Source organism: Psychrobacter sp. SHUES1, assembly GCF_001652315.1.
Lineage (GTDB): Bacteria > Pseudomonadota > Gammaproteobacteria > Pseudomonadales > Moraxellaceae > Psychrobacter > Psychrobacter faecalis.
Map to the genome: position 1 here is coordinate 24,088 of NZ_LXWA01000064.1, position 25,186 is coordinate 49,273.

A 25,186-nucleotide genomic window follows, 5' to 3' on the forward strand; every position below is an offset into this window, starting at 1 on the left:
AGCTCAGCTAGACTCCCTTTTACTGCCGTATAAAGATATAGAGCGCGACGATACTATGACCGATTCGATTAGAGAATTAACCCTGCTGCAGCCAGATGATTGGCATATTCATTTGCGCGATGATAAAGCGTTGGCGACTACCGTTCCGCACGCCGCCCAGAGTTTTAACCGCGTCATCTGTATGCCAAACTTGGTACCGCCTGTTAAAAATATCGATGCGGCGCAAGCCTACCGTGAGCGCATCCTGCAGCATTTAGCAGCAAGCGATTTGAGTGCGGAGCGTAAAGCAGCTTTTGACCCACGCATGACCTTGTATCTCACCGATCAAACCACTGCTCAGGATATCGAAATGGCGGCAAAATCTGGTATCGTGCAAGCGGTCAAACTCTACCCTGCTGGCGCAACGACCAACTCTGCCGACGGTGTCACCGATATTAATGCCTGCGTCGATGTCTTTGAAGCCTTAGAAAAATACAATCTACCACTACTGCTCCATGGCGAAGTCACGCATGACCATGTCGATATTTTTGACCGTGAAAAGCGCTTTTTAGACGAAGTGTTGGCACAAATCATCGTCAAATTTCCGACGATGAAAATTGTGTTGGAGCATATAACCACCAGTGATGCCGCCGACTTCGTTTTAGAACAAGGCAATCAAATTGCTGCGACCATTACGCCGCAGCATTTAATGTTTAATCGCAATCATTTATTGGTTGGCGGTATCAAGCCGCACTTTTACTGCCTGCCTATTTTAAAGCGTGAAAGCCATCAAAAAGTATTGTTGGATGTCGCTACCAGTGGCAATCCAAAATTCTTTTTAGGTACAGATTCGGCGCCGCATGCAACGAACGCAAAAGAATCGGCTTGCGGCTGTGCTGGCTGTTATAGTGCTGCTAATGCCTTACCGCTATACGCCACTGCTTTTGATAGTGTGGGTAAAATCGACAAACTTGAAGGATTTGCCAGCCGCTTTGGCGCCCAGTTCTATGGTTTGCCAGTAAATGAGAGTACCATCACGTTGATAAACACGCCGATGCAAGTACCGACCAATTACCCTTATTTTGATGGCGCGTCATTAAAGCCGCTGTTGGCGGGAGAGACGTTACCTTGGTCTATTAAAGCTTAACAGCAGTGACATAACGCTATTTGCCTGCATTTATTTCATATCCTATGCTAGGTCTGCACTTTTGCTAAAACGCCAATTCGCTTAGCAAAAGTAAACCTCGTATCATAGGATATTTATTGTTTATTTCATTCAATACCACAGCACGACTGATAAAAGCGATTTAACCTGATATGACCATTCAAAATGATGCCGGCTTACCTAGAAACAATTTGGCTAATACGGAAAATGCCTGTCTTACTACTACCTCAAGCGCTACTGCCGATAGTAACGGCGCAAAAGATGAACAAGCACCCATGCGCTTAAAAGAGCGTTTTCGTAAGTTTTTGCCTGTTGTCGTCGATGTCGAAACCGCAGGCTTTAATGCGCAAACCGACGCCTTATTAGAGATTGCTTGTATTCCTGTACTACTTGATGAGCAAGGTGTATTTTATCCAGGAGAGGCATTTAACGCCCATATCGAGCCTTTTGAGGGCGCAAATCTTGAGCCAAGCGCGCTTGCCTTTACCGGTATCGATCCTAATAATCCACTGCGTAAAGCCATTGCCGAAGATGAAAAAACGGCGCTGCGCCGTATTTTTAAAGGCTTAAAAGAAGTACGCCGCGCTGAAGACTGCCGTCAATGCGTTTTGATTGGCCATAATGCCCATTTTGACCTAGCGTTTTTAAATGCGGCAGTGTTGCGTACCAACAGTAAAAACCATAATCCGTTTCATAATTTCTCAGTTTTCGATACCGTGACGCTGTCTGCGCTTGCATTCGGACAAACGGTACTCGCGCGTGCTTGTAAGGCTGCTGGGCTTGATTTTGATGGTAATGACGCGCATTCAGCGCTCTATGATACCCAAAAGACAGCTGAACTGTTTTGTCATATTTTAAATAGCTACCCGATGCTCGCGAACGCTATCCATAACGAGCAGGAAAATACCGAGACAGCAGCTAATAGCACTGTCGATAGCAACGCTGACGACGCCAAGTAAAATAAAGCATACGCCCTTTGCATTGTTAAACTCAATGAATAGTGTTATCTATAGCTAATCACCTATTATGGATTAGGTGAGCTTAACAAAAAGGGACTTTGCTATGGAACCACAGGTTAAATTATGGGCAACCATTATCGGTTACATGCTACTGGCGTTAACCATTAGCGCTTGTACGTCGTTGTGGATTCGGCATCATTTAAAGCGAAAAGACCTACATCCACGGCGCGCGCTTAAAAAAAGATACTTAATTTCAAAAAGACGTCGAAAAAGGCTTGACAGCAAGCGCGGTCGCCATTAAAATACGCACCACTTCGGCATAAATGGTGAAAGCAGCTGAAGTGTTGTTACTAGTCCCCATCGTCTAGAGGCCTAGGACACCGCCCTTTCACGGCGGTAACGGGGGTTCGAATCCCCCTGGGGACGCCACTATTTGGCGTCACTTATTAGCAAGTTTGCTGTACGGCATCAATAAGACTGATAAGCGCACCAGCAAAACCCTGCTCATAGAAATTTGAGTGGGGTTTTTTTATGCCTATTTTTTTTCACGAATATCTATAGTGAGTGAAAATTAATATCGATACATCACGTACTGCTAATATCAATTTTTCTTGCTTGCTGTGCTTGCGCAGACAGAGGCTACAAAAAATTGATATCAGCAATACCGTCGCGTTTTTAGAATGTTTTGACTATATCTGTCTTTCATCAATATTTATAAATACTCATAAATAAATCGAGCATGATTTATATTATTTTCTCGCAGCAAAAAGCCAGCACTGAATGCTGGCTTTTTAAATATCTATGCGCTAATTATTTAGAACAATTTACCAAATCTTATCGGCTAACATCAACCAAAGCAGCGCCAACACGATTAAGCCCGCTAAGACACTTTGAATTAAGAAAAACGCTTGATGCTGACCGACGACTTTACCTAAGGTCACCCCTAGCGTATTATATTTTATCGGCTGGGTGTCGAGCTCACCGGTCTTTTCTTGGTCTTCATAATAGCCTTGCAGAATATCTAAAAATTGCTGCCAGCCATTCACTTCCCAAGTATGGGGCTTAAATGGCATAAAAGATTTTAGCTTTGGCTCATTCATCATCCAACGCTCAAGGGTGATCGAGCGTAGCGACCATCCCGCAAAACGGCGCTCAGCAATTGCCGAAAAATCCAATATTTTTAAATCTTTATGTCGATCATCGACCAACAAGCGATTTTTCAGATTGGTCAATGCTTGTTCTGACCCTTCTACACATTGAAAAAAGTAGCCATTGCCGTAGCAAAGGATACCGGTAATGTTATCGGCTTGATTACGCTCAATCGCGACCTCTGCGATGTCATTAAGCGTACTCGCACTTGCAAGACCAGTCGACGTAATGTGGCTCAGATATACAAGCTGGCAGAGATCTGGCGTTACTGGATTTGTCGAATCATTCACTGTTGACAATCAGCTTCTCCCTATTATCAGGTAAATGTAGCTAAGACAACCATACTCATTTTAGAAAAAATAGAGCAACAAGGCATTTAGAAGTAACAAATTGGCTTGTTATATTATTGATTTATAAATGTTTATATTAATTGTATTAAGTTGGTTACATCATAGGCTAATTTCGTCATCAAAGCAATATATGTTTATTTTAAATGACTACTTATTAATACTAAACGTTGCTTTAAAAGCATTTATATTCAAAATATAGCATAAATAAATGCTTTTTTATTCAACAGTCGTTCTAAAATCTTAGAAAAATAAAGGTGAAAAATGGATGCTATGAGAAGAGTCATCTCAATTTAGAACTTGAGAATAGAAAATTTATAGTGAAATACTTAGCAGGGGAAAGAATGAGAAATGCAAATAGTGACGGTGGTGAAAATCTTTTAAGACAATTGGGACTGGGCGTTAAGAATCGCGGTAAGCAGGATGGCGTCGTCAGGATAGGTAAGTTTAATGTTCTGCCGATTGCCAACGACCAAACGAATTGGCAGCGCTAAGTACTCAAACGCGCTTGCTTCATCGGTGATAGCAAGGTCATGCTCTTCAACATACGCCAACACTTCCCGCAGCTTAGCTAAGCGAAAGACTTGCGGCGTTTGCGCTTGCCACATATTACTACGCTCAAGCGTACGTTCAACATAAGAATGCTGTTTACCTTTAGCGCTATTAATAGCTTCGGCGACAGCACTAGCGTGCTTATAGGACGCTGTATAGGATTGTTTTAGGGTATCGGCAACTGGGGTCGCTAAGATAGCGCCATACGGCTCTTGCAGCGCGGCTTTAATCACTTTATCAATATCTTGTTGAGGCACCGCTGGACGCGCGGCATCATGGATAAGCACCAAGTCTGAGTCATGCGCACCTGCCCTAATAAGCGCCTCTACCCCTGCTTGCACGGATTGCCAACGCTCTGCTCCACCGCTCGTATATTCAATAGGCAATGCAAAATTAAGCGTCTGCGCCGTATGATCATCTTTTGCAATCACCAATAAACACTGATCAATATAACGACTGCTCGCAAGCCGTGCCACGCTATGTTGTAACAAGGTCTGCCCTTGTAGCTTGGTATATTGTTTGGCGATTGATGCACCAAAACGACTACCGCGACCCGCAGCGACAATCATGGCATGTATATGTGGTGTGGTATTCATAAGGTGGTTTTGATTGATACTCATGGTCAGATTCCATGATGATATGACTGGATTGGATAAAAAGGAAGTTAAAAAAAATCGTACTTTAAATATAAGCAGAAAAAATTATAGGTAATCGTTTATTTTGGAGTAGATAGAATCAATAACGGCTATGGGTTGTCGGCGCTGTTGATACTTGTACAAAGGTTTCATTTGGCTTAATCAAGCCTAAATCTAAACGCGCGTGTTCCTCTACCGCTTCAAGGCCGGTTTTTAGATCATGAACGTCCGTACGCAGCAAGTTATTTGCCGCTACTTGATTGTCATTTAAACGCTGTTGTTCTTCAATCTGGGTCAATAATTTATGATGCTCAAATTGACCGTTTTCACCCAGCCAATACTGGTATTGCAGTCCTAATAGCACAGCGACCGCTAAAGCAAGTAAGATAAATTGGCTAAAGTATTTCATAAAGTATTAACGCCAAGTGATAAAGGGATAATAATTAAAATCGAAAATTAGATTAACTTATTAGGCGCTATATCATCTTGCGAATGACAATATAGCGCTTAAGTTTATACTAAAATTCTTAGCTACTCAGCTTATTAGCCACGTAAACCGATAAACTCTTCACGGCCACGGTAGCTTGCACGTACCTGTTGCTCGATACGTAGTAGCTGATTGTATTTCGCGACGCGGTCTGAGCGGCATAGTGAGCCGGTTTTAATTTGACCAGCTGCTGTACCAACTGCCAAATCTGCAATGGTGCTGTCTTCAGTTTCACCTGAACGATGCGAGATAATCGTTGCATAGCCATTTTTCTTCGCCAGATAGATCGCATCTAGGGTTTCTGACAAGGTGCCGATTTGGTTAAACTTAATCAAAATCGCATTGGCAATGTGTTTATCAATGCCTTCTTGCAAGATAGCAGGATTGGTCACAAACAAATCATCGCCAACCAACTGAACTTTATCACCAATCTGTTCAGTTAGGTATTTCCAACCATCCCAATCCGACTCATCAAGACCGTCTTCGATAGAGATAATAGGATATTGACGCGTCAAGCCTACGAGGTAATCTGAAAAACCTTGGCTATCAAAAGATTTATTACCCTCGCCTGCCAAGATATATTGACCATCTTTATAAAACTCACTGGCCGCACAGTCTAGAGCCAAATGGATATCATCGCCTGCTTTATAACCGACTTGCTCAATCGCTTGCATGATAACGGTGATGGCTTCTTCGTTGCTACGTAGGTTTGGTGCAAAACCGCCTTCATCACCGACCGCGGTATTTAAACCCTGTGCTTTTAGGACAGACTTTAAGCTATGGAAAATCTCTGTACCCGCACGCAGCGCTTCTGAAAAGCTGGTGAAACCAACGGGCTCAATCATAAACTCTTGGATATCAACGGTGTTATCCGCGTGCTCGCCACCGTTTAAGATGTTCATCATCGGTACTGGCATGGTCAATGATGTCTGATTGCGCAAGTTTGCAATATATTGATGCAATGGCAGGCTTTGTGACTTAGCAGCCGCTTTTGCTGTTGCCAAAGACACAGCCAACATGGCATTAGCGCCAAGGTTGTCTTTATTTTCTGTACCATCGAGCGCAATCATAGCGTCATCAATCGCTTGCTGCTCAGTGACGTCTTTGTCCATCAGCGCGCTACGAATCTGGCTATTGACATTGGCAACGGCTTTTTTGACGCCTTTACCCATATAGCGACTTTGGTCGCCATCACGCAGCTCAAGCGCTTCACGTGAGCCCGTTGAGGCGCCACTTGGGGCAGCAGCACGGCCAATCGTGCCGTCAGCTAAGATGACATCAGCTTCAATCGTTGGGTTACCGCGCGAGTCTAAAATCTCACGAGCGCGAATGTCTATAATTGCGGCAACGTTGGTGGTTTCTTCAGCGTACATAATGTCTGTTAATTCCTATGGTCATGCCAAGTTTGAGGGATAAATAACGGCAACTACAATACAAAAAAGGTAAAACAAAATATCGTATAGCACTTATAGCAAAACCAGCAGTATCTATTCATATCATTGGCTGGTTTTATGTATTATTAAAGGTTTATCTAATACTTTAACTGTCAGCTATCGTGCTTGGCATCATAGCATAAATTTCGCCAAACTTCCCTTATCTTACCCCAACTTGCGCCCATAAAAGCAAATATCGCCTGTAATATCAGCCATTAAAGAGGGGGTGCAATCCCTCTTAACAGCGACGATATGACAGGCGGTTTGGTATTTATGTTTTTGTTAAACGCTTACTGTCAGTCTGAGTATTAGAGACGGTGTTATTTAGCTCAACCTCGGTTTTGAAACGCGTCAGACGTAGCGCATTCATCAATACCGAAATAGAGCTCAGCGCCATTGCTGCAGCGGCAATCATAGGATTTAAAAAACCAAAAGCGGCAAGCGGAATACCTAGGCAATTATAGATAAAAGCAAAGAATAAATTTTGCTTGATATTGCGCACCGTTGCATTGGCAATTTTTTGCGCCGCATCAATATGCATGAGCGACTCACCCATCAAGCGTGCAGAGGCACTATGCTGGGCGACATCCGTACCCTCAAACATCGCAAAGCTGGCATCGGCGGTTGCCATTGCTGGCGCATCATTGACGCCGTCGCCCGCCATCGCCACTTTGTGACCAGCCGTCTGCAACAGGGCAATTTGGCTCGCCTTATCACGTGGGCTCATTTTACCGTACGCTTGCTCAATACCTAACTGCCCTGCCACATGGTCAACGACCGATTGCTTATCGCCACTCATCAAAATGACATTGATACCCGCATCTTGTAGCGCAGTAATTGCCTGCGGCGTGTCGTCTTTTAAATCGTCAGCTAACGCAAACGCGCCTAGCGGCTCATCGTTGATACTAATGGCGACAGTACTGGCAATTTGCCATACTTTTGGCATCAGTTTTGGCAGGGTTAGATTAGCAAACTCTGCCGTACCAACTTTTACCACACCTAAGCCTTCGATATTGGCCTGTATGCCCGCACCTTTGATGACACTGATATCAGTGACAGTCATCAATGGCAAGTTGCGCTCTTGAGCCGCGTTAATCAACGCCGTCGCTAAAGGATGGCTGGCGTGCGCCTCAACACTTGCAGCAATTTGCAGCACATCATCGACGGCAAGCGATTTATCCACCATGACCTGATCGACGATGGTTGGCTTACCGATAGTTAATGTGCCCGTTTTATCGAGTACCACGGTATCAATATTACCTGCCGCCTCTAAGCTTTGCGCGTCTTTGAACCAAACGCCATGACGGGCGGCGACACCCATACCGGCCATAATAGCCGCTGGCGTTGCCAACCCAAGCGCACATGGGCAAGCAATGACCAACACCGACACCGCATGCATTAAGGCAGTATCAACCATACCCGTTAGCCACCACGTCAGCCCAAAAGTAACCAAGGCAATCGTTACTACCACAGGGACAAAAATAGCCGTTACTCTATCAGCAAGGCGCGCTAAATTGGCCTTTGAGCCTTGTGCATCGCTGAGCGCTTGTACCATATCACCGAGCTTGGTATCGCTGCCTTTCGCACTGACGCGATAGAGTAAGCTGCCATTTTCGACCAACGCCCCTGCTAGCAGTACATCACCTGCTTCTTTTTTAAGCGGTACGGACTCGCCGGTTAAATGACTCTCAACGCACCAGCCAGCACCGCTGATAACGACACCATCGGTTGCCACACGGCTGCCTTGTTTGGCACGCAGGATATCGCCTACTTGCACCGCTTGTAGCGCGACATTATGAAAATCACCATTTGGCTGTTGCTGCTCAACCTCATCAGGTGTTAGGGATAATAATAAATCAATACTGTTTAAGCTATGCTTTTTGGTGCGCTCCTCTAAATACTTACCCGTACGCACAAAGGCAATAACCATTACCCCTGCTTCAAAATAAACAGCTGGTCCGTGTCCGCCTGCATGCCCGCTTTGTAATAAGCTGCTTAACGTGCCATCGCCATGGGTCAGCCATAAATAAGTAGAATACGCCCAAATGGTTACCGTGCCAATGACCACCAATACGTCCATATTGGCAAGACCACCTTTGATAGACGCCCACGCGCTTTTGTAAAATGGCAATGCCAGCCCAAATTGGACAATGGTCGCTAAGATAAACTGAATCCAAACAGGCGGCATCCACGCCATACCTTGCCCAACGAGCATGCCTGCCATACCAACCAAGAACGGTAGCAAACAAACCCACAGCGCAATCAGGCGCCATGGATAAACAGTTGCGGTATCTTCATCCGACTTAGCAAACAAACTATCAGCGGCCTGCAAATTGGCCACAAAACCAGTTTTATTCACCCATTCTGTTACCTGCTCAGGTGTGGTTTGCGTTGGATCATAATCGACGTTAGCCGTCTCGCCAGCGAAGTTAACATTGACTTCATAGACCGCCGGCTTCTTATTAAGGACTTTTTCAATGCGAGACGCACAAGCCTGACATGTCATTCCCTCAATCGCCAGTTGCAGGTGCGCACGCTTGGGCGCAAGCGGCGTATTTGACTGGATATCAGTCTCAACTTCATAGGGGTCATTGTTAGCGGTACGGGTAGCGTCATTCATAGAGAGAACTCGTTATTGCGTTAAAGCGCGTGATAGCGTTTAGATATTTAGTCATTTGTTTGCGCGAAAAAAAAGCTCAATAGCTTGATAAAGGTGTTAGACGAAAGCGTATTTGAAGCGCCCTTTTCTAAACCTACTGATGATAAATATTAAATGGTTATGATTGGCGGTAATTCAACTTTTTCTATGGTTGCAACTCATCAACAGCTATTGGCGTATAAATAAAAAGACGTTAGTTATTGCTGCCTCATTATTTTTTAGCCATTAAAAAAACCAGCCATCAGAGCCGGTTCTTTTACAAATACAAATAATCTTAAGAGTTTGCAACGGTAGCATCGAAACCTGCATCGTCGATAGCAGTAGCTATCTCCTCGATAGTGGTCTTAGTGTCATCAAAGGTCACGGTCGCTAAATTATCAGCCAAATCAACAGAGATTGTCTCTACGCCGTCTATGCCGTCAGTTGCTTTATGTACGCTTGCCACACAACCACCACAAGTCATGCCATCGATATTAATAATTCTAGTTTGGTTTGCCATGAGAGGCTCCTTATTCTTATAACGGATTTTTTATTAGTGAATTTTTTATAATGTGCAAAAACTGTTTTGATAATGCTCTTTATGCGCTTAATTACCAATACAGCATGCAACTAGCATAAGCCGTATTACTGTTAACAACAAGTAAGTTTGGTTATAACTGTATTAATAAAGCCGTGAATTTATACCAAAACGACAAGCCACACTTCCTATTTCTAAAACAAGAGTAAGCTGTAATCTCTAATCATGATAACGTGGGTTTTGCGGGGCATCGATAGGAAACGGCTGAGTCACGTAATCAACCATGCTGATTGCCGCAACAAATGCATGCACCGTCGTTTTGGTATCATCATAATGGATAAATGCCATTCTGTTTTCAGGCTGTAGCTCAATTTCTGTGACACCAGTAATGTTTTTTAGCGCTGTCATCACGCTCTCAAACCCTTCGGTATCATCGATATTCTCGATACTTACTTGTGCAACTTTAATCGCCATGATCTTATCCCCTCGTCGTTTATAGCATTTATAGCATTTATAGCATTAATGCGTATCCAATACCTCAAAGCCTTTGACCAACTCATCAATCTGCTTAAGCTGACGCAAAAACGGCTCTAATTGACTGGTTCGCAACGCACACGGGCCATCGCATTTCGCCACTTCTGGGTTTGGATGCGCCTCTAAAAACAAACCTGCCAAACCTGTCGCCATACCTGCACGAGCAAGGGTGGTGATTTGCTCACGGCGACCGCCAGCACTGTCACTACGCGCGCCCGGCTGCTGCAAACTGTGCGTCACATCAAAAAACACGGGGATATTCATCTGCTTCATGGTATCAAAACCCAGCATATCGACGACCAAATTGTTGTAGCCAAAGGCACTGCCGCGCTCACACAAAATCAGCTTATCGTTACCGCCTTCAAGGCATTTATTGACGATATGACGCATCTCGTGCGGTGCTAAGAACTGCGCCTTTTTGATATTAATAATCGCATCGGTTTTTGCCATCGCGTGCACCAAGTCAGTCTGACGCGATAAAAACGCTGGTAGCTGGATAATGTCGGCAACTTCAGCGACCGGCGCTGCTTGATAAGGTTCATGCACATCCGTGATAATCGGTACTTGGAATTTTTCTTTAATTTGCCCTAGCCAATCGATACCCTGCTCTAGACCGGGCCCGCGATATGAATGTAAGCTTGAACGGTTGGCTTTATCAAAGCTGGCTTTAAAGACATAGCCAATGCCCAAACGCTGACAGATATCCACATACTGCTCGGCAATCTCAAACGCCAATTCTTTGGACTCTAAAACATTCATACCACCGAATAAGACAAACGGCTGGTCGTTACCGATATTAATCGTCTTGCCACTTGGCGTATCGAGCTTGATATGTGATTGTGCGGTTAATAAATGTTCCATGAAGTGCTGACCCTCATTATTGTTATTTACTGTCGTTATCAACAGCGTTTATTCATCTGACTTTTCCTATTGTAACCGATAGCTCAATGAAAAAAAGTATCCAAGCGTAATTGATAATTTTAACTGCCTGATATAAAAGCTGTACCTATAAAAAATGTCATTAGAAAAGTCGGAAATCAAGCCAAAAAAAAGACCAATCCGAAGATCAGTCTTTTTTATAGTTACCAAGCTGTCGTACGATAATGCTTATTTATTATCGCTATAGTTTCTTGCTGCTTTAACAAAGCTGTTAAACAGTGGATGACCACCGCGTGGTGAGCTGGTAAATTCAGGATGAAACTGTACGGCGACAAACCAAGGATGGTTAGGAATCTCAACCGACTCAACCAAATGCTGCTTAGCAGAATAACCCGATATCGTCATACCTGCTTGCTCTAATGGCTCAATATAACGATTGTTCATCTCATAACGATGGCGATGACGCTCAGTGATATAGGTTGAACCGTAAATTTGGGCAAGCTTACTACCAGCAACCAGTTCCGCTTGCTGCGCACCTAAACGCATGGTGCCACCAAGGTCTGAATCATCGCTACGAATCTGCAATTCGCCGCGCTCATCTAACCATTCGGTAATCAGACCAATAATAGGTTCAGCCGCCGTACGATGGAACTCAGAAGAGTTGGCATCGATATGTAACACATTGCGCGCATACTCAATCACAGCCAGCTGCATACCAAGGCAGATACCAAGATAAGGTACGTTGTTTTCACGCGCATAAGTAATGGCTTTCATTTTACCATTGGTACCGCGCTCACCGAAGCCGCCCGGTACTAAAATAGCATCGGCATCGTTTAGACGGGCAAATAAAGTATCATCCGTTTCTAATAGCTCAGCATCGATATAGTCGATTTTGACGTCGGCTTTATGGGTGATGCCAGCGTGTAGCAAGGCTTCATTGATAGACTTATAGGCATCCGGTAATTCAACATACTTACCAACCATCGCTACCGTCACCGTCGCTTCAGGATTCAGCTGTGCTTCAACCACTTTATCCCAATCGCTTAAATCCGCTTCTGGTAAATCAAGACCAAAGCGCTCACAGATTAAGTCATCAAGATCCTGCTCATGCAGGGTGCGCGGAATCTGATAAATACTTTGTGCATCTTCACACATGATAACCGCACGCTCTTCGACGTTGGTAAATAGCGCAATCTTGCGGCGATTGTCTGGTGAGATATGGTGATCTGAGCGGCAAATTAAGACATCAGGCTGCAAACCAATCGAACGCAGCTCTTTTACTGAATGCTGAGTAGGCTTAGTTTTGGTTTCGCCCGCACTGGCGATATAAGGCACCAGCGTTAAATGCATCAGCATGGCGCGATTGCGACCTAGCTCTACTTGCATTTGGCGTACCGCTTCCATAAAAGGAAGTGACTCGATATCACCGACCGTACCGCCAATCTCGATAATGGCGATATCATAGCCTTCGCCACTGGCAAGAATTTTACTTTTGATTTCATCAGTGATATGCGGAATCACCTGTACCGTACCACCCAAATATTCACCGCGGCGCTCTTTATTCAACACGTTTTGATAGATACGGCCACTGGTAAAGTTATTGCTCTTACTCATCTTTGAATGGCGTAAAAAGCGCTCATAGTAGCCTAAATCCAAATCGGTCTCGGCGCCGTCTTCGGTGACGAACACTTCGCCATGTTGAAATGGACTCATCGTGCCTGGATCGACGTTGATATACGGATCCATTTTGGTCATCGTCACGCTCACGCCACGTGCTTCAAGCACTGCGGCAAGAGAGGCTGCGGTAATACCTTTTCCTAGTGAGGACACTACCCCACCGGTCACAAATATAAACTTGGTCATAGTACTCTGTCGGTAATTAGTAAAGAAGGATTTTACTAAAAATACGTCACAAAATATAGGGCAAAAGCGCAAACTCTTTAAAACACTCAGTTTTTAACGCTTAGTCATTTTAAGTGCGTAGTCATCGTAAATACGTAGCTATTATAACCCACTGCAGCTTTAAAAAGGTCACAACAAAAAAACTCACCCCGAAGGATGAGTTTTCTATAATCAGATTCTAATGTTTAGATTAGAATTTGTATTCTAGACCAGTACCAATTACGAATAATTCCACATCGCCATTGATCGGCACATATACACTTTCACCTAGATCATTTTTACCTAAGTATGAAGCTTTAACATTATCAGCGTTATTCACACCAGCATAAGCATGCATGATCATGTTGTCTTTAAAGAAGTATTTACCACCAACTACGATTTGGTCTGAATCAGCGTTATCCCAACCGTTCAAGTTGTCAGTTTTGTTGTACTGTGCATAGATAGAGGCTGGACGAGCAAAGTTAGTTAAAGGCATTGACGCACTAACGATTAAACCTTTCTCTTTCTTCATATCGTCAACACGATCACTATAATCAAAATCAGCTACTTGATATAGCGCACCTAAAGTAACAGGAGCTGCCATAAATTTACCTAGATCTACAGTTGCGGTACCGCGGATGATATCACCCTCGATGTTGTTGTCTTTATCATAAGCAACACCAGCAGTAAAGCCTGTACCTTGATCAAACATAGCTGCAACGCCGAAGCCAGAATTATTGTTGTTATTCTGATCATCAGAGTTGTACATTGCAGAGATTTCTAATGGTAGACCATCGTATTTTGGTGCAGTCCAAATGATTGAGCTTTTGATACGACTACTATCAGCCATATTTAAAGCTTCAACAGCACCCTTTTCTAATTCATTTGTACCTAGGTTATCCCAGTAACCGCTGTCAGCAGTGATAACGTTGTTAATTCTGTCTAACGTAGATTGGTTTTTACCAACACGGAATTCACCAAACTGTTTGTTGATAACACCAAGATAGGTGTCACGGTTAGTGAAACCATCAATATCACCATCGACGCTTGTGCCGTACTCTAACTGGTAGATAACATCAGTATTAGCAGTCATGGCTTCAGAGCCTTTGATACCGATACGTGAAGCATGAGAGTTGATTTCTACTGTATCTTCATCATAGTTATAACCAGGGCCATCAAGCTCAGCATTAACATAGTCAGCAGCTAAAAAAGCTTTACCGTATAGAGTTGGTGCGGCATTGGCTGCAGATACAGATAGGGCAGCGATTGCTGTAGCTAAAAGTAGTTTTTTCATGGGGTATCTCCACTTTACAATTTTAGTAATGAGCGAGCTATTATTAGCCGGTGCCCAATATGGTATCGTCACAAATCCTCAAAGATATAATGTGTAACTGGCTACCGAGATTAGTCAGAAACAAGTGTGGCGAAGTGCTATTACCGTAAGATGAAAAAAACCATGACTTACATAACTGGGATTAGAATCGTAACTGCCATGTAAATGCTGGTCTTTATCGCTCTGTTGCGTAACATCCGTTACCAAACTCATACTTCGATTACAAGCATAACAACTTTGACATAATTTGCAACATATTTTTTGAGACTTTTATGACGAAAAATTCTTAAACCCATGCTTAACCTAAGGTTTAACGATTGTTCAGATAAAAACAAAAAAAACACCCCTACTCGCCATTGGCAAATAGGGGTAAATTTTTATAAGTAATCAACGTAGAAATATACATCGCTTTAAATAAGCATGCACATGCTAGCTATTAAAGGACTACTTAACTATGGGTAAGTAGCCCCAAAATAACGTTTAAAAATGACGAACTAGCAATGCGTATTGGCTTTTAAGTCTAAACGCGCTTGATGCAATAATGGCTCAGTGTAACCACTTGGCTGCTCACGACCTTTAAAGACCAAATCGCAGGCAGCTTTAAAGGCGTAAGAATTATCGAAGTTATTGGCCATTGGCTGATAGCCATTATCGCCCGCATTTTGCTCATCGACGACTTTTGCCATACGCTTCATGGTATCCATGACTTGCTCTTCGCTTACCACGCCGTGATGCAACCAGTTAGCGATATGTTGACTTGAAATACGTAAGGTTGCACGGTCTTCCATGAGACCTACATCATTGATATCTGGTACTTTAGAGCAGCCAACGCCTTGGTTTACCCAGCGCACAACATAACCTAGGATACCTTGAGCGTTATTATCAAGCTCTTGCTGCTTCTCTTCTTCTGTCCAGTTGCTGTCTTTGGCTAATGGAATAGTCAAGATATCATCTAAACTAGCACGCTTGCGTGATTTTAAGCTGTCTTGCACGTCGGCAACATTGACCTCATGGTAATGCATGCTGTGCAAAGTAGCGCCCGTTGGTGATGGTACCCAAGCTGTGCTAGCGCCTGCTTGTGGATGGGTGATTTTGCTTTCCATCATCTCTTTCATCTCATCAGGCTTCGCCCACATGCCTTTACCAATTTGAGCGTGGCCTTGTAGGCCAGTTTCTAAGCCGATATCGACGTTCCACTGCTCATAAGCTGGCTGCCATGCTTGCGATTTCATATCACCTTTACGGACAAAGGGTCCAGCGTTCATACTGGTGTGCATCTCATCACCCGTACGGTCTAAAAAGCCCGTATTGATAAAGATAACGCGCTCTTTTGCTTGGCGAATGGCTTCTTTGAGGTTAACCGTCATGCGGCGCTCTTCATCCATCACACCGATTTTAATGGTATTGCGCTCTAAGCCTAACAAATCTTCGGCGGCGTTAAACAAATCGTTCGCCATTTTGACTTCTTCAGGGCTGTGCATTTTTGGCTTAACGATATACATCGAACCCTTGCGCGAGTTTGATAGCTCGTTTTTACCTTTTAAATCATTTAAAGACAATAGCGGAGTAATCAGACCATCCATTAAGCCTTCAAAAATCTCTTCTTGGCCGTTACCCAAATCGACCAAGATAGCCGGGTTTTGCATCAAGTGACCAACGTTACGAATTAAAAGTAGTGAGCGACCTGGTAGGATAAGCGCGCCGCCATCTGGCGTGGTGTATTCGCGGTCTGGGTTTTGTTTACGCGTACGAGTTTTGCCGCCTTTTTCAAAGGTTTCTTGCAAGTCGCCATTCATCAAACCAAACCAGTTACGATACACTTCTACTTTTTCTTCGGCATCTACCGCCGCGATTGAGTCTTCGCAATCTTGAATCGCCGTGATAGCAGACTCTAATAGTACGTCTTTGATGTTAGCTGGATCGTCTTTACCCACTGGATGGCTGCCATCGATTTGGATTTCAGCGTGTAGGTTGTTGTTTTTTAACAAAATACCAGTTGGGTTTTCAGCCTCGCCGACAAAACCTGCAAACTGAGCGGCATCTTTTAATTCAGTGCTGCTATCGCCTTGCACAACTTCAAGCTTGCCATCGACAACTTTAAAGCCAGTAGCATCAGTATATGAGCCTGATGCCAATGCAAAGTTCTCATCTAAGAATTTTTTGGCATAGGCGACGACCGCGGCGCCACGCGTTGGGTTATAGCCACCTTTGGCTTCTTGTCCGTTTTCATCGCTGATGACATCTGTGCCGTACAAGGCGTCGTACAAGCTACCCCAACGCGCGTTAGTTGCGTTCAATGCATAGCGGGCGTTACGGACTGGTACCACCAACTGCGGGCCTGCGATATGGGCAATCTCGTCATCGACGTTTTGGGTGCTGACTTTGAAATCATCACCTTCTGGTAATAAGTAGCCGATTTCTTGTAAAAACGCTTTATAAGCTGGGTAATCAATATCGCCATTTTTGGCAGGATTGTCGAGATGCCACTGGTCAATTTGCTTCTGAATTTTGGCGCGGGTCGTGAGCAGCTCTTTATTACGCGGCGTAAATTCTTTAATAACCTTTTCAAAACCTGACCAATAGCTGTCTGAATCAACACCGACTTTCGGCAGCACTTCGTTTTCAATAAAATCGAACATCTGCTTATCGATGGCAAGAATGCCCTTTTGAATACGATTGGCGTTAGAAGACTGGCTCATATTGTTATCCTTATCTGTTCGTGAAGTGTGTTAATCCCGGATTGCTATTATCTATATTGCTACTACTTAGTGCAGTGCAAAGCCAATGCTAGGGCGCTAAGCGTTACTTTTTGCGCTGGCATGGATAGTTGATATAATACCGATTGGCTAGCTATTAACTGATAATAATAGTAAGACAAAATATTCTAAAAGCAAAATCTCATCCTACTATCAAATAATGAAATAAACAAGGAAAGACCATTCACTAAGTAAATACTTAGGCTGTCTATAAATGATACCCTATAACCTATATGGGCTTAGGTGCGGTAAATAGTCTGCTTAAGCGCTAGAATTGAAATAATGTATAAACCGTAAGTAATCATTACTACATCAAGTTATGCTTAATAGTTATCTGTTAAGCCTAAGCATTTGAAAGTACCAAGCTTGCCTGATTATCTATCATGCCAGAAATACCAAACGCCATTAAAAATATTTGCCGTTATAATAGGCATTATTCTCAAAATTTTTTATTAATACCTAATAAATACTGCCTTACACCTACTCTTTAAAAAGCCCGAAAAACTATGACTATTAATACTCATGATCTTGCAACGCTAACCCAAAATAATGACGCTGACGAAGACATATCTCAAGAAGAAACCTCTCAAGAAGACAGTGTCGATATCGCGCAATTAAGAACGCCACTAAAAGTAGACCTATCGCCTATTTATGAATTTTTAGGCGCACGTACCACGCAGGCTTGGGTCGATGCTGCCCTTGCGGATTTGCCGTTAATCATTCAAGACCATGCCAACTGCGAAAAAAAAGCGGCTGGTACGGCGATGAATTTAATCTTTCGTTATGAGTTTTCTTATGACTTACAGCGCAAATTGGCACAATTGATACGCGAGGAGATGCTGCATTATGAGCAAGTGCTTGGCATCATGAATGAGCGCGGGCAAGCATGGAAATATCTGAGCGCTGGACGTTATGCCAAAGGTATGCTCAAGCATAAACGCACTTACGAGCCAGCGGCGATGGTAGATGTCTTAATTATTGGGGCATTTATCGAGGCACGTTCTTGCGAGCGTTTTGCCGCATTGGCAGAAGTCATTAATGATAAACGATTGGCGAAGTACTATCGCTACTTACTTAAATCAGAAAGTCGCCATTTTGAAGATTATTTGGCATTGGCGCAGTCATTAGCTGAAGATAATATTGACGAGCGTGTCGCCTTTTTTAGAGAAGTTGAAGCAGAGCTGATATCAAGTCCAGATGCCGAGCTACGCTTTCATAGTGGTAACCCTGCTTAATTAATTTTCACCTGAAATAAAAAAGGTTTAACCGTTAGCGTATAAATTCTTGCTAAGGGTTAAACCTTTTTAAATCTTACTACTTAAAGCGACACTATAAATTTTACTTAAAGCGACACTATAAATTATCCGTTTCTTATTTTATTGTTCTGAAAGCCATTATTTATCGCTTTCGGTTATCGAAGTATCATATTGTTTGTGATTTTTTACCACATGATGGGGATCATGGTCATCCGTCAACCGTTCTGCTTCTGCCGGATTGACCTTTTGCAGGGCATCGTCAGGTACGATACCATTGTTATCATCGGCATCTTTTAGATTAGAGTTGTTTTCTGGATGATTCAACTTTTGCTGATGCATATCAACGTTCCTATCGTTAACGTCCGTAGCATTAACGTTCTTGTCGTTTTGTATAGTCATAGGCCTTCTCTTTATAATTATAAGCATATAAAAAATAGCTATCTATATTTGCTAGCACTCTTAGCCTCGCTAAGCACCTTCAACCTTAACTATTAGAAATCTTTTTCGTCAGGATTTAGTACGCGTGTTTGCGCATTATCGACATTGGCATAGCGATTTAAATCGTTTATATCGGTGCTTTTGGCCGCTTCAGGCATGGTGGTATGCTCATTTACCCCTTCGTCGAAAGCATTGCCTTCTTGATCGCGGCGATCTGGCTGACGCGCAGGATTGTCATTTTTGTTTACATGCTCTGTTTCTATCACGCCTTCTTTAAAGGTATCAGTACCTTTATTAACTCTGGTATTGTCTTCGATATCATCGTGAGCAATAGATGAATGAGCCTCATTTTCTTGAATAACAGTTTTTTGAATATCATTCTCTTGGATACGAGTTTTGGTTAATTCAGGATCTTTGGTTGGCATATCTTTGGCTTGCATCATAATATCCTTATCGTTTTTTAAATCATTATTTTTATCATGATAGTAAATCGCTACATTCGCTCATTTATCTTTCAGTTGAATAACTGCTACCAATTACTCATTATTTTTTTGAGACAAGTCATAAGCGTTTAAATCAGCGACGTTTTTACCACCGGGTGGCAAATCTTCTTCTTTACGTGGGTCTACATATACTTCATCGGTTTCCTGTGACGCTTGTTCTGGACCGTCAATATCCGGCTCGTACTTTCGACCTTTATAGCTGTCTTTAGGATTTTTTGGTTTTAATGCCGCTGGATCATCAATTGGTACTGGTTCTTCATCATTAGGTTGGGTAAAGTCTTTCATAGCGTGTCCCTCGCGTTTGTTGTAGAGCAACAGATTAGTTTTATTATTTATCAGTACGCAAATCATCTTCGATAAAAGGCGTTTTTTGCTCTTCGCTTAGATTTTCTGGTTCATCGACTTGTTTGTTATCTGCTAGGTTTTTTTCGATTTGTTGACTATCTGCTTGTTCTGCAGCTTTTTTTACATCAGATGTGTCATTATTGGTATTACTCATGGTGCAATTCCTCTTATTTATAATTTATTTATAATAAAATTGTGCTAGCTATGATTAGCTTGTCCTTGTTCGCTCTTTATAAATTATTGATATATAGACTGCCGTCTATCAGCTATCAGCGACAAGGTATAACTTAATTATAAGAATAATTTTTGACTGCTCACCAGTGTACTGCGGTATCAATGTGTGAATAAATGTGAGGTTAGCCGACAGTTTGTAACTTGCTTTTCATTAGTGCGCTACTTTTTTGGTGATTTATTCCGCAACTTTATAAGCGCTGTTAAATAAAAAAACCAAGATCCAATAAATACGGATGCTTGGTTTTTATTTGGGCTTTTCAATGCTTATTAGATCGAAAAAGGTTGTTGAGAAATAGTCTAAGTTGTCTCGCCAACGCCGTTGATGACTTTTAATAAATGCTCTTGTGCGATATGCGGCGTTTCATCTGCCGCTGGCTGTAATTGCTGCCAAACGCCATTACCGTCAAGCGTCCAAGCCTGAGTATTGTCTTGTAGATAGTTGATTAAACCATCTTGATAAATTTGCTTAAATAGCTTTTTGTCTTCGATTGGGAACGCCACCTCAACGCGGTGGAATAAATTGCGGTCCATCCAGTCGGCGCTGCCGCAATACAAGCGCTCATCGCCAGCATTATAAAAGTAATAAATGCGCGTATGCTCCAAAAAGCGCCCAATCACAGAACGGACGGTGATATTTTCGGACAGATCCTTTACTTGCGGGCGTAGGCAGCACATGGAGCGCAAAATTAGCTCAATCTTAACGCCTGCCTGCGACGCATCATACAATTTATCAATCAGTCGGCGCTCGGTCAGCGCATTGACCTTGATGATAATATGAGCGCGTTTGCCTGCTTTGGCTTGAGCAATTTCATCATCGATAAAACTCATGAGCTTTTCATGCAAGGTAAATGGCGCATGTAGGAGTTTTTTTAGATTGGCAGGTTTACCCATGCCCGTCAGCTCTTGGAAGATTTTGTGCACATCCTCTGAGATATCAGGGTCGGCACTAAATAAACCATAATCGGTATAAACTTTGGCATTGGCAGCATGATAGTTGCCCGTACCGAGATGCACATAACGACGAATTTTATCGTTTTCACGGCGAATGATAAGCATCAATTTGGCGTGGGTCTTGTAACCGACGATACCGTAAACCACCACCGCGCCCGCTTCTTGCAGATAATTAGCCACCGCGATATTTGAGGCTTCATCAAAACGGGCGCGTAACTCAATAACCGCCGTGACTTCTTTGCCATTACGCGCCGCTGCCGCTAAGGCTTTAACGATTTCTGAATTGGTACCTGAACGATATAGGGTCTGCTTAATGGCGAGCACTTTTGGGTCACTTGCTGCTTGCCACAGCAAATTGATAATCGGCGAGAACGCATGAAACGGATGATGAACCAAGACATCGCTCTTACGCATCGCGGCAAACATACTGGTCGCTTTATCGAGCTTATCGACTTCACGGCGGAACGGCTTAGGTACGACATGGGTAAAAGGCTGATAGCGTAGCGCTGGGATATTAAAATCAAACAGCAAGCGCGTTAAGTTGACAGGCCCATTGACGCGGTAAAGTTGATTGTCATGCAGCTCAAACTCATTGAGCAAATAATCGCTAATCGGCGCTGGGCAATCGGTAGTGACCTCTAAACGCACCTTGTCGCCAAAGCGGCGGTTTTCAAGCTCGCCCTCTAGTGCCTTGGCAATATCATCGACATCCTCTGCCAAATCCAAGTCGGCATTGCGCGTCAATCTAAATTGATGACAACCAGTGACATTCATCCCCGGGAACAACTCACCGATATGCTCATGAATCACCGCCGATAGCATCACATGATGTTCTTTACCGCCCGTTAGCTCATCAGGTAAACGAATGACACGCGGCAAGCTGCGCGGCGCTGGTACAATGGCGAGATTGATATCACGACCAAAGGCATCTTTGCCCTCTAACGTGGCGATAAAGTTTAAGCTTTTATTCACCAATCTCGGAAACGGATGCGCTGGATCAATGCTAATCGGTGTCAAAACTGGTGAAACTTGCTCGGTAAAATACTGCTTCATCCATGCCGATTGCTCAGGAGTTAGCTCGTCACGTTTGAGATAACGAATATCTTCTTTAGCCAGGGCTGGCAATATATCTTCATTTAAAATGCGGTATTGCTCGCTGATGGCTTTATGAGTGACAGCAGAGATTTCTCTGAGCACCTCACTTGGGCGCATACCATGAGCGCTGGTTGAGACATCACCCATATTGAGTTTTTGCATGATACCGGCGACACGAATCTCAAAAAACTCATCCATGTTGGAAGAAAAGATAATGAGGAAAAACAAGCGCTCTAACAAAGGATGGCGCGGACTGGCGGCCTGCGCCAGCACCCGCAGATGAAACTGCAACAATGACAAATCGCGATTGATATAGCTGCTCGGCGAATAGCTGCCATCGTCGAAACGCTGCCAATCTATTTCACTCAACCCTTTGCTCGAACTTGCTGTTAGCTCTTCTTCTGTTTTGACCAGATTCGTGCTGAGTTCACTATCCGTTTTTGTACTAACATTAATACTATCGTTAATTTCATGATCGTTATTTTGCTTATTAACCATCTATGCCACCTTTTTAATCCTTTACGTGATCGATATGCCGTCATCTTTTATTTTTTATGAACGCTATTTAATGCCAACCGACAATCTAAGCTGATTGTATTGTAAGCCAATCATTTCCTAAGCGGATTGCGGTAAGACGGCATTTTTCATGCGTTTTTTAATGATACGTTGTTTGTTGCGCAAGCGTTTGTCACTTTGATGACCTTCGTAGTATTTTGGATTGGTCAACATGGCGATGAGCAAAGCCGATTCGTCACGGTTTAGATTGGCCGCTGATTTATCAAAGTAATGCTGGGCGGCGGCTTCGATACCGTAAATACCGTTACCAAACTCAGCGACGTTGAGATAAGCGGTCAAAATGCGCTGCTTATCCCAAAAGGTTTCTATCATTACCGTGATAATCGCTTCTTCAGCTTTACGGGTATAAGAGCGATGCGAGGTAAGAAATAAATTTTTGGCCAATTGCTGCGTAATTGTTGAGCCGCCCGCTGACATTTTGCCTGTTTCTTCGTTCTTTTTCTGTGCCGCCTTAATGCCTTTCATATCAAAGCCATTATGCTGGCTAAAGGTCGAATCTTCACTGACAATCGCTGCTTGTTTGGCAGATTTGGCAATGGCGTCATACTCTGCCCACGTTTGCGTGACCGTACCGCCCGTTAAACGATGGGTCAGCATAAACATGCTGTTATTAATTGGCTGAGTTTTCCAAATCAACAGCAGACCTGCGACCAGTATATGGAATGTCACCACCAACAACATGAATGCCAATAATAAGCGTTTGAGAAATGTACCAAAACTTGCCATGCGAGCGATATCCGAGTGGTTGAAAAATAGTCAACATAATAAACTGTTAACACTAACGCGTTAATCATAAATAGCAGGTCATCTTACCTAATCTCACAATCGCTGTCATTATTTACCCTATTTCTTTATCATGTAAATACTGCCAAGTGCTACGAATATTTTTCTTTAAAAAATTTAAAAGTAATGCTTGGCGATAAATACGGCAAACAGACATAAGAATAAGAGTGTAAATATGGCTAATGGTAATACGGTAGCAATGTTACGGGCACACATGATTGCCACCAATCCCAATCTTGGTACGGCTGAAAATCAAGATAAATGGTGGCTACTCGGGACGACTGGCTGTCATCTTTGTGACGTCGCTGAACACCTACTCAGCCAATTTCAAGCGGTGCAGCCGATACGCTATCAGTATGTTGATATTGCTGATTTTGATGAGGTGCTGATGATGGAGTTTGCTACCACGATTCCTGTGATATTGACGCCATCAAAACGTCTAAATTATCCTTTTTCAGTGTTGGATTTGCAGCAATTATTAGTAGCGTCATAAAACAGACAACATAAAAATGATAATAATGAGAAACCTATGAAAGATTTAAAGAAAATAACGGAAATCGAGGATTTGCGCCGTGTTGCCGAGCGTAAAGTACCACGGATGTTTTATGATTATGTCGATTCAGGCTCATGGACTGAGACCACTTATCGCAATAATGAAACCGACTTTGACCGTATTAAATTGCGCCAACGGGTTCTGGTCAATATGGAAGGGCGCTCGCTTGCCACGGACATGCTAGGCTCAAAAGTCAAAATGCCCGTTGCTATCGCCCCAACTGGCTTTACTGGCATGATGTGGGCCGATGGTGAGATTCACGCCGCACGGGCAGCGGAGAAATTTGGCGTGCCCTTCTCGCTTTCAACCATGAGTATCTGCTCTATCGAAGATATCGCAGAAAACACCAGTGCGCCGTTTTGGTTTCAGCTCTATGTGATGCGCGACCAAGAGTTTATGGCAAATCTGATTCGCCGCGCTAAGGCGGCCAATTGTTCCGCGCTTATCTTAACCGCGGATTTACAAGTGCTCGGACAGCGCCATAAAGATATCAAAAACGGTCTATCCGCGCCGCCAAAACCTACCCTTGGTAATATATTGAATCTCATGACCAAGCCGCAATGGTGCATGAATATGCTCGGCACCAAACGTCATAGTTTTGGCAATATCGTCGGTCATGCCAAAAACGTCGAAGATATCTCATCGCTCTCGGCATGGACGGCTGAACAGTTTGACCCGGCGCTAAGCTGGGATGACGTCGCACGCATTAAAGATATGTGGGGCGGCAAGCTCATTATCAAAGGCATCATGGAACCTGAAGACGCCATCATGGCTGCCCGTAGCGGTGCCGATGCATTAGTCGTCTCAAACCATGGCGGCCGTCAGCTTGATGGGGCGTTGTCTTCCATTGCCGCGCTCGCTGATATCGTGCAAGCGGTACGAGCGGAAAATAGCAATATTGAGATTTGGCTCGATAGTGGTATTCGCTCTGGTCAAGATGTGCTCAAAGCACTCGCTGTAGGCGCCAATGGTACAATGATTGGTCGCGCGTTTTTGTATGGACTTGGCGCTTATGGTGAAGATGGTGTTCGCCGTGCGCTAGAGCTTATTTATAACGAGTGTGATATCAGCATGGCGTTTTGTGGTCATACCGATATCAATCAAGTGACGGATGACATTTTGGTTAAAGGCACTTATGAGAATCTTAAAACTCATGCTTATTAAAAAGCCAGTCCTTATTAAAAACC

General features: G+C 43.5%; 22 protein-coding genes and 1 tRNA gene. 6 read left to right on the forward strand and 17 right to left on the reverse strand.

Features of this window, described 5'->3' with window-relative positions:
* Positions 1–55 precede the first annotated feature (55 nt).
* From pyrC to A7325_RS08810, 3 genes are all read left to right on the forward strand, one after another.
* Positions 56–1,126: a dihydroorotase gene (pyrC, locus tag A7325_RS08800; protein ID WP_068407273.1), complete on the forward strand. Its 1,071-nt coding sequence runs from the start codon at positions 56–58 to the stop codon at positions 1,124–1,126.
* Positions 1,127–1,419: 293 nt separating this feature from the next.
* Positions 1,420–2,103 (forward strand): ribonuclease T, encoded by a 684-nt coding sequence (gene rnt, locus A7325_RS08805; protein ID WP_068407276.1) that lies wholly within the window; start codon positions 1,420–1,422, stop codon positions 2,101–2,103.
* A gap of 353 nt (positions 2,104–2,456) precedes the next feature.
* Positions 2,457–2,532: transfer RNA gene (locus A7325_RS08810), tRNA-Glu, on the forward strand.
* 395 nt (positions 2,533–2,927) lie between these two features.
* Here the strand turns inward: A7325_RS08810 and A7325_RS08815 are convergent.
* The 11 genes from A7325_RS08815 to A7325_RS08865 all read right to left on the reverse strand — a co-directional run bounded on the left by A7325_RS08815 (position 2,928) and on the right by A7325_RS08865 (position 17,208).
* Entirely contained in the window at positions 2,928–3,542 is a 615-nt protein-coding gene (locus tag A7325_RS08815) for a BLUF domain-containing protein (protein WP_227514982.1), read from the reverse strand.
* 437 nt (positions 3,543–3,979) lie between these two features.
* Positions 3,980–4,771 carry a 2-C-methyl-D-erythritol 4-phosphate cytidylyltransferase gene (gene ispD, locus A7325_RS08820; protein WP_227514979.1) on the reverse strand — a complete coding sequence of 264 codons (792 nt, stop codon included), beginning with the start codon at positions 4,769–4,771 and terminating at the stop codon, positions 3,980–3,982.
* 115 nt (positions 4,772–4,886) lie between these two features.
* Complete coding sequence (locus A7325_RS08825; protein WP_068407112.1) at positions 4,887–5,195, reverse strand: FtsB family cell division protein; 309 nt, start codon at positions 5,193–5,195, stop codon at positions 4,887–4,889.
* Positions 5,196–5,329: 134 nt separating this feature from the next.
* Positions 5,330–6,646, reverse strand: a complete 1,317-nt coding sequence (eno, locus tag A7325_RS08830) for a phosphopyruvate hydratase (protein WP_068407115.1) — start codon at positions 6,644–6,646, stop codon at positions 5,330–5,332.
* A gap of 331 nt (positions 6,647–6,977) precedes the next feature.
* Positions 6,978–9,326, reverse strand: a complete 2,349-nt coding sequence (locus A7325_RS08835; RefSeq protein ID WP_068407119.1) for a heavy metal translocating P-type ATPase — start codon at positions 9,324–9,326, stop codon at positions 6,978–6,980.
* Positions 9,327–9,639: 313 nt separating this feature from the next.
* Positions 9,640–9,864, reverse strand: coding sequence for a heavy-metal-associated domain-containing protein (locus A7325_RS08840; protein ID WP_068407122.1), 225 nt, complete (start codon positions 9,862–9,864; stop codon positions 9,640–9,642).
* A gap of 237 nt (positions 9,865–10,101) precedes the next feature.
* A complete protein-coding gene (locus tag A7325_RS08845; RefSeq protein ID WP_068407125.1) occupies positions 10,102–10,356 on the reverse strand; it encodes a hypothetical protein in 255 nt (84 codons plus the stop codon).
* Positions 10,357–10,401: 45 nt separating this feature from the next.
* Positions 10,402–11,277, reverse strand: coding sequence for a 3-deoxy-8-phosphooctulonate synthase (gene kdsA, locus A7325_RS08850; RefSeq protein WP_068407128.1), 876 nt, complete (start codon positions 11,275–11,277; stop codon positions 10,402–10,404).
* A gap of 246 nt (positions 11,278–11,523) precedes the next feature.
* The gene (locus tag A7325_RS08855) at positions 11,524–13,158 is read right to left on the reverse strand and encodes a CTP synthase (RefSeq protein WP_068407132.1); all 1,635 of its coding nucleotides are present in this window, start codon (positions 13,156–13,158) and stop codon (positions 11,524–11,526) included.
* A 229-nt stretch (positions 13,159–13,387) separates the two neighbouring features.
* The gene (locus A7325_RS08860) at positions 13,388–14,470 is read right to left on the reverse strand and encodes a porin (protein ID WP_068407135.1); all 1,083 of its coding nucleotides are present in this window, start codon (positions 14,468–14,470) and stop codon (positions 13,388–13,390) included.
* A 533-nt stretch (positions 14,471–15,003) separates the two neighbouring features.
* Positions 15,004–17,208, reverse strand: coding sequence for a malate synthase G (locus A7325_RS08865; RefSeq protein WP_068407138.1), 2,205 nt, complete (start codon positions 17,206–17,208; stop codon positions 15,004–15,006).
* 623 nt (positions 17,209–17,831) lie between these two features.
* On the opposite strand from A7325_RS08865, the gene A7325_RS08870 reads away from it, so the two are divergent.
* Positions 17,832–18,500 carry a tRNA-(ms[2]io[6]A)-hydroxylase gene (locus A7325_RS08870; RefSeq protein ID WP_068407283.1) on the forward strand — a complete coding sequence of 223 codons (669 nt, stop codon included), beginning with the start codon at positions 17,832–17,834 and terminating at the stop codon, positions 18,498–18,500.
* Between the two features lie 159 nt (positions 18,501–18,659).
* Here A7325_RS08870 and A7325_RS08875 read toward each other — a convergent pair whose 3' ends face one another.
* The 6 genes from A7325_RS08875 to mtgA all read right to left on the reverse strand — a co-directional run bounded on the left by A7325_RS08875 (position 18,660) and on the right by mtgA (position 23,389).
* Positions 18,660–18,920: a hypothetical protein gene (locus A7325_RS08875; RefSeq protein WP_156508523.1), complete on the reverse strand. Its 261-nt coding sequence runs from the start codon at positions 18,918–18,920 to the stop codon at positions 18,660–18,662.
* Between the two features lie 92 nt (positions 18,921–19,012).
* Complete coding sequence (locus tag A7325_RS08880; protein ID WP_227514980.1) at positions 19,013–19,402, reverse strand: hypothetical protein; 390 nt, start codon at positions 19,400–19,402, stop codon at positions 19,013–19,015.
* Between the two features lie 93 nt (positions 19,403–19,495).
* Complete coding sequence (locus A7325_RS08885) at positions 19,496–19,747, reverse strand: hypothetical protein (protein ID WP_068407143.1); 252 nt, start codon at positions 19,745–19,747, stop codon at positions 19,496–19,498.
* Positions 19,748–19,790: 43 nt separating this feature from the next.
* Complete coding sequence (locus A7325_RS13855) at positions 19,791–19,961, reverse strand: hypothetical protein (RefSeq protein ID WP_193032189.1); 171 nt, start codon at positions 19,959–19,961, stop codon at positions 19,791–19,793.
* A gap of 377 nt (positions 19,962–20,338) precedes the next feature.
* Complete coding sequence (gene ppk1 / locus A7325_RS08890; RefSeq protein WP_227514981.1) at positions 20,339–22,585, reverse strand: polyphosphate kinase 1; 2,247 nt, start codon at positions 22,583–22,585, stop codon at positions 20,339–20,341.
* 117 nt (positions 22,586–22,702) lie between these two features.
* Positions 22,703–23,389, reverse strand: a complete 687-nt coding sequence (gene mtgA / locus A7325_RS08895) for a monofunctional biosynthetic peptidoglycan transglycosylase (protein WP_068407146.1) — start codon at positions 23,387–23,389, stop codon at positions 22,703–22,705.
* Between the two features lie 232 nt (positions 23,390–23,621).
* Here mtgA and A7325_RS08900 point away from each other — a divergent pair, with 232 nt between their 5' ends.
* Positions 23,622–23,939: a glutaredoxin family protein gene (locus tag A7325_RS08900; protein ID WP_068407149.1), complete on the forward strand. Its 318-nt coding sequence runs from the start codon at positions 23,622–23,624 to the stop codon at positions 23,937–23,939.
* Positions 23,940–23,975: 36 nt separating this feature from the next.
* The gene (locus tag A7325_RS08905; RefSeq protein WP_068407152.1) at positions 23,976–25,163 is read left to right on the forward strand and encodes an alpha-hydroxy acid oxidase; all 1,188 of its coding nucleotides are present in this window, start codon (positions 23,976–23,978) and stop codon (positions 25,161–25,163) included.
* Positions 25,164–25,186 lie beyond the last annotated feature (23 nt).

Coding starts and splice junctions, on each gene's coding strand:
- A7325_RS08845 (WP_068407125.1), bottom strand. CDS start 10,356: ATGGCGATTAAAGTTGCACAAGTAAGTATCGAGAATATCGATGATACC.
- A7325_RS08875 (WP_156508523.1), bottom strand. CDS start 18,920: ATGACTATACAAAACGACAAGAACGTTAATGCTACGGACGTTAACGAT.
- kdsA (WP_068407128.1), bottom strand. CDS start 11,277: ATGGAACATTTATTAACCGCACAATCACATATCAAGCTCGATACGCCA.
- ispD (WP_227514979.1), bottom strand. CDS start 4,771: ATGAGTATCAATCAAAACCACCTTATGAATACCACACCACATATACAT.
- pyrC (WP_068407273.1), top strand. CDS start 56: ATGACCGATTCGATTAGAGAATTAACCCTGCTGCAGCCAGATGATTGG.
- A7325_RS08835 (WP_068407119.1), bottom strand. CDS start 9,326: ATGAATGACGCTACCCGTACCGCTAACAATGACCCCTATGAAGTTGAG.
- A7325_RS13855 (WP_193032189.1), bottom strand. CDS start 19,961: ATGAGTAATACCAATAATGACACATCTGATGTAAAAAAAGCTGCAGAA.
- mtgA (WP_068407146.1), bottom strand. CDS start 23,389: ATGGCAAGTTTTGGTACATTTCTCAAACGCTTATTATTGGCATTCATG.
- A7325_RS08865 (WP_068407138.1), bottom strand. CDS start 17,208: ATGAGCCAGTCTTCTAACGCCAATCGTATTCAAAAGGGCATTCTTGCC.
- eno (WP_068407115.1), bottom strand. CDS start 6,646: ATGTACGCTGAAGAAACCACCAACGTTGCCGCAATTATAGACATTCGC.
- A7325_RS08860 (WP_068407135.1), bottom strand. CDS start 14,470: ATGAAAAAACTACTTTTAGCTACAGCAATCGCTGCCCTATCTGTATCT.
- ppk1 (WP_227514981.1), bottom strand. CDS start 22,585: ATGGTTAATAAGCAAAATAACGATCATGAAATTAACGATAGTATTAAT.
- rnt (WP_068407276.1), top strand. CDS start 1,420: ATGCGCTTAAAAGAGCGTTTTCGTAAGTTTTTGCCTGTTGTCGTCGAT.
- A7325_RS08880 (WP_227514980.1), bottom strand. CDS start 19,402: ATGATGCAAGCCAAAGATATGCCAACCAAAGATCCTGAATTAACCAAA.
- A7325_RS08825 (WP_068407112.1), bottom strand. CDS start 5,195: ATGAAATACTTTAGCCAATTTATCTTACTTGCTTTAGCGGTCGCTGTG.
- A7325_RS08885 (WP_068407143.1), bottom strand. CDS start 19,747: ATGAAAGACTTTACCCAACCTAATGATGAAGAACCAGTACCAATTGAT.
- A7325_RS08900 (WP_068407149.1), top strand. CDS start 23,622: ATGGCTAATGGTAATACGGTAGCAATGTTACGGGCACACATGATTGCC.
- A7325_RS08840 (WP_068407122.1), bottom strand. CDS start 9,864: ATGGCAAACCAAACTAGAATTATTAATATCGATGGCATGACTTGTGGT.
- A7325_RS08905 (WP_068407152.1), top strand. CDS start 23,976: ATGAAAGATTTAAAGAAAATAACGGAAATCGAGGATTTGCGCCGTGTT.
- A7325_RS08855 (WP_068407132.1), bottom strand. CDS start 13,158: ATGACCAAGTTTATATTTGTGACCGGTGGGGTAGTGTCCTCACTAGGA.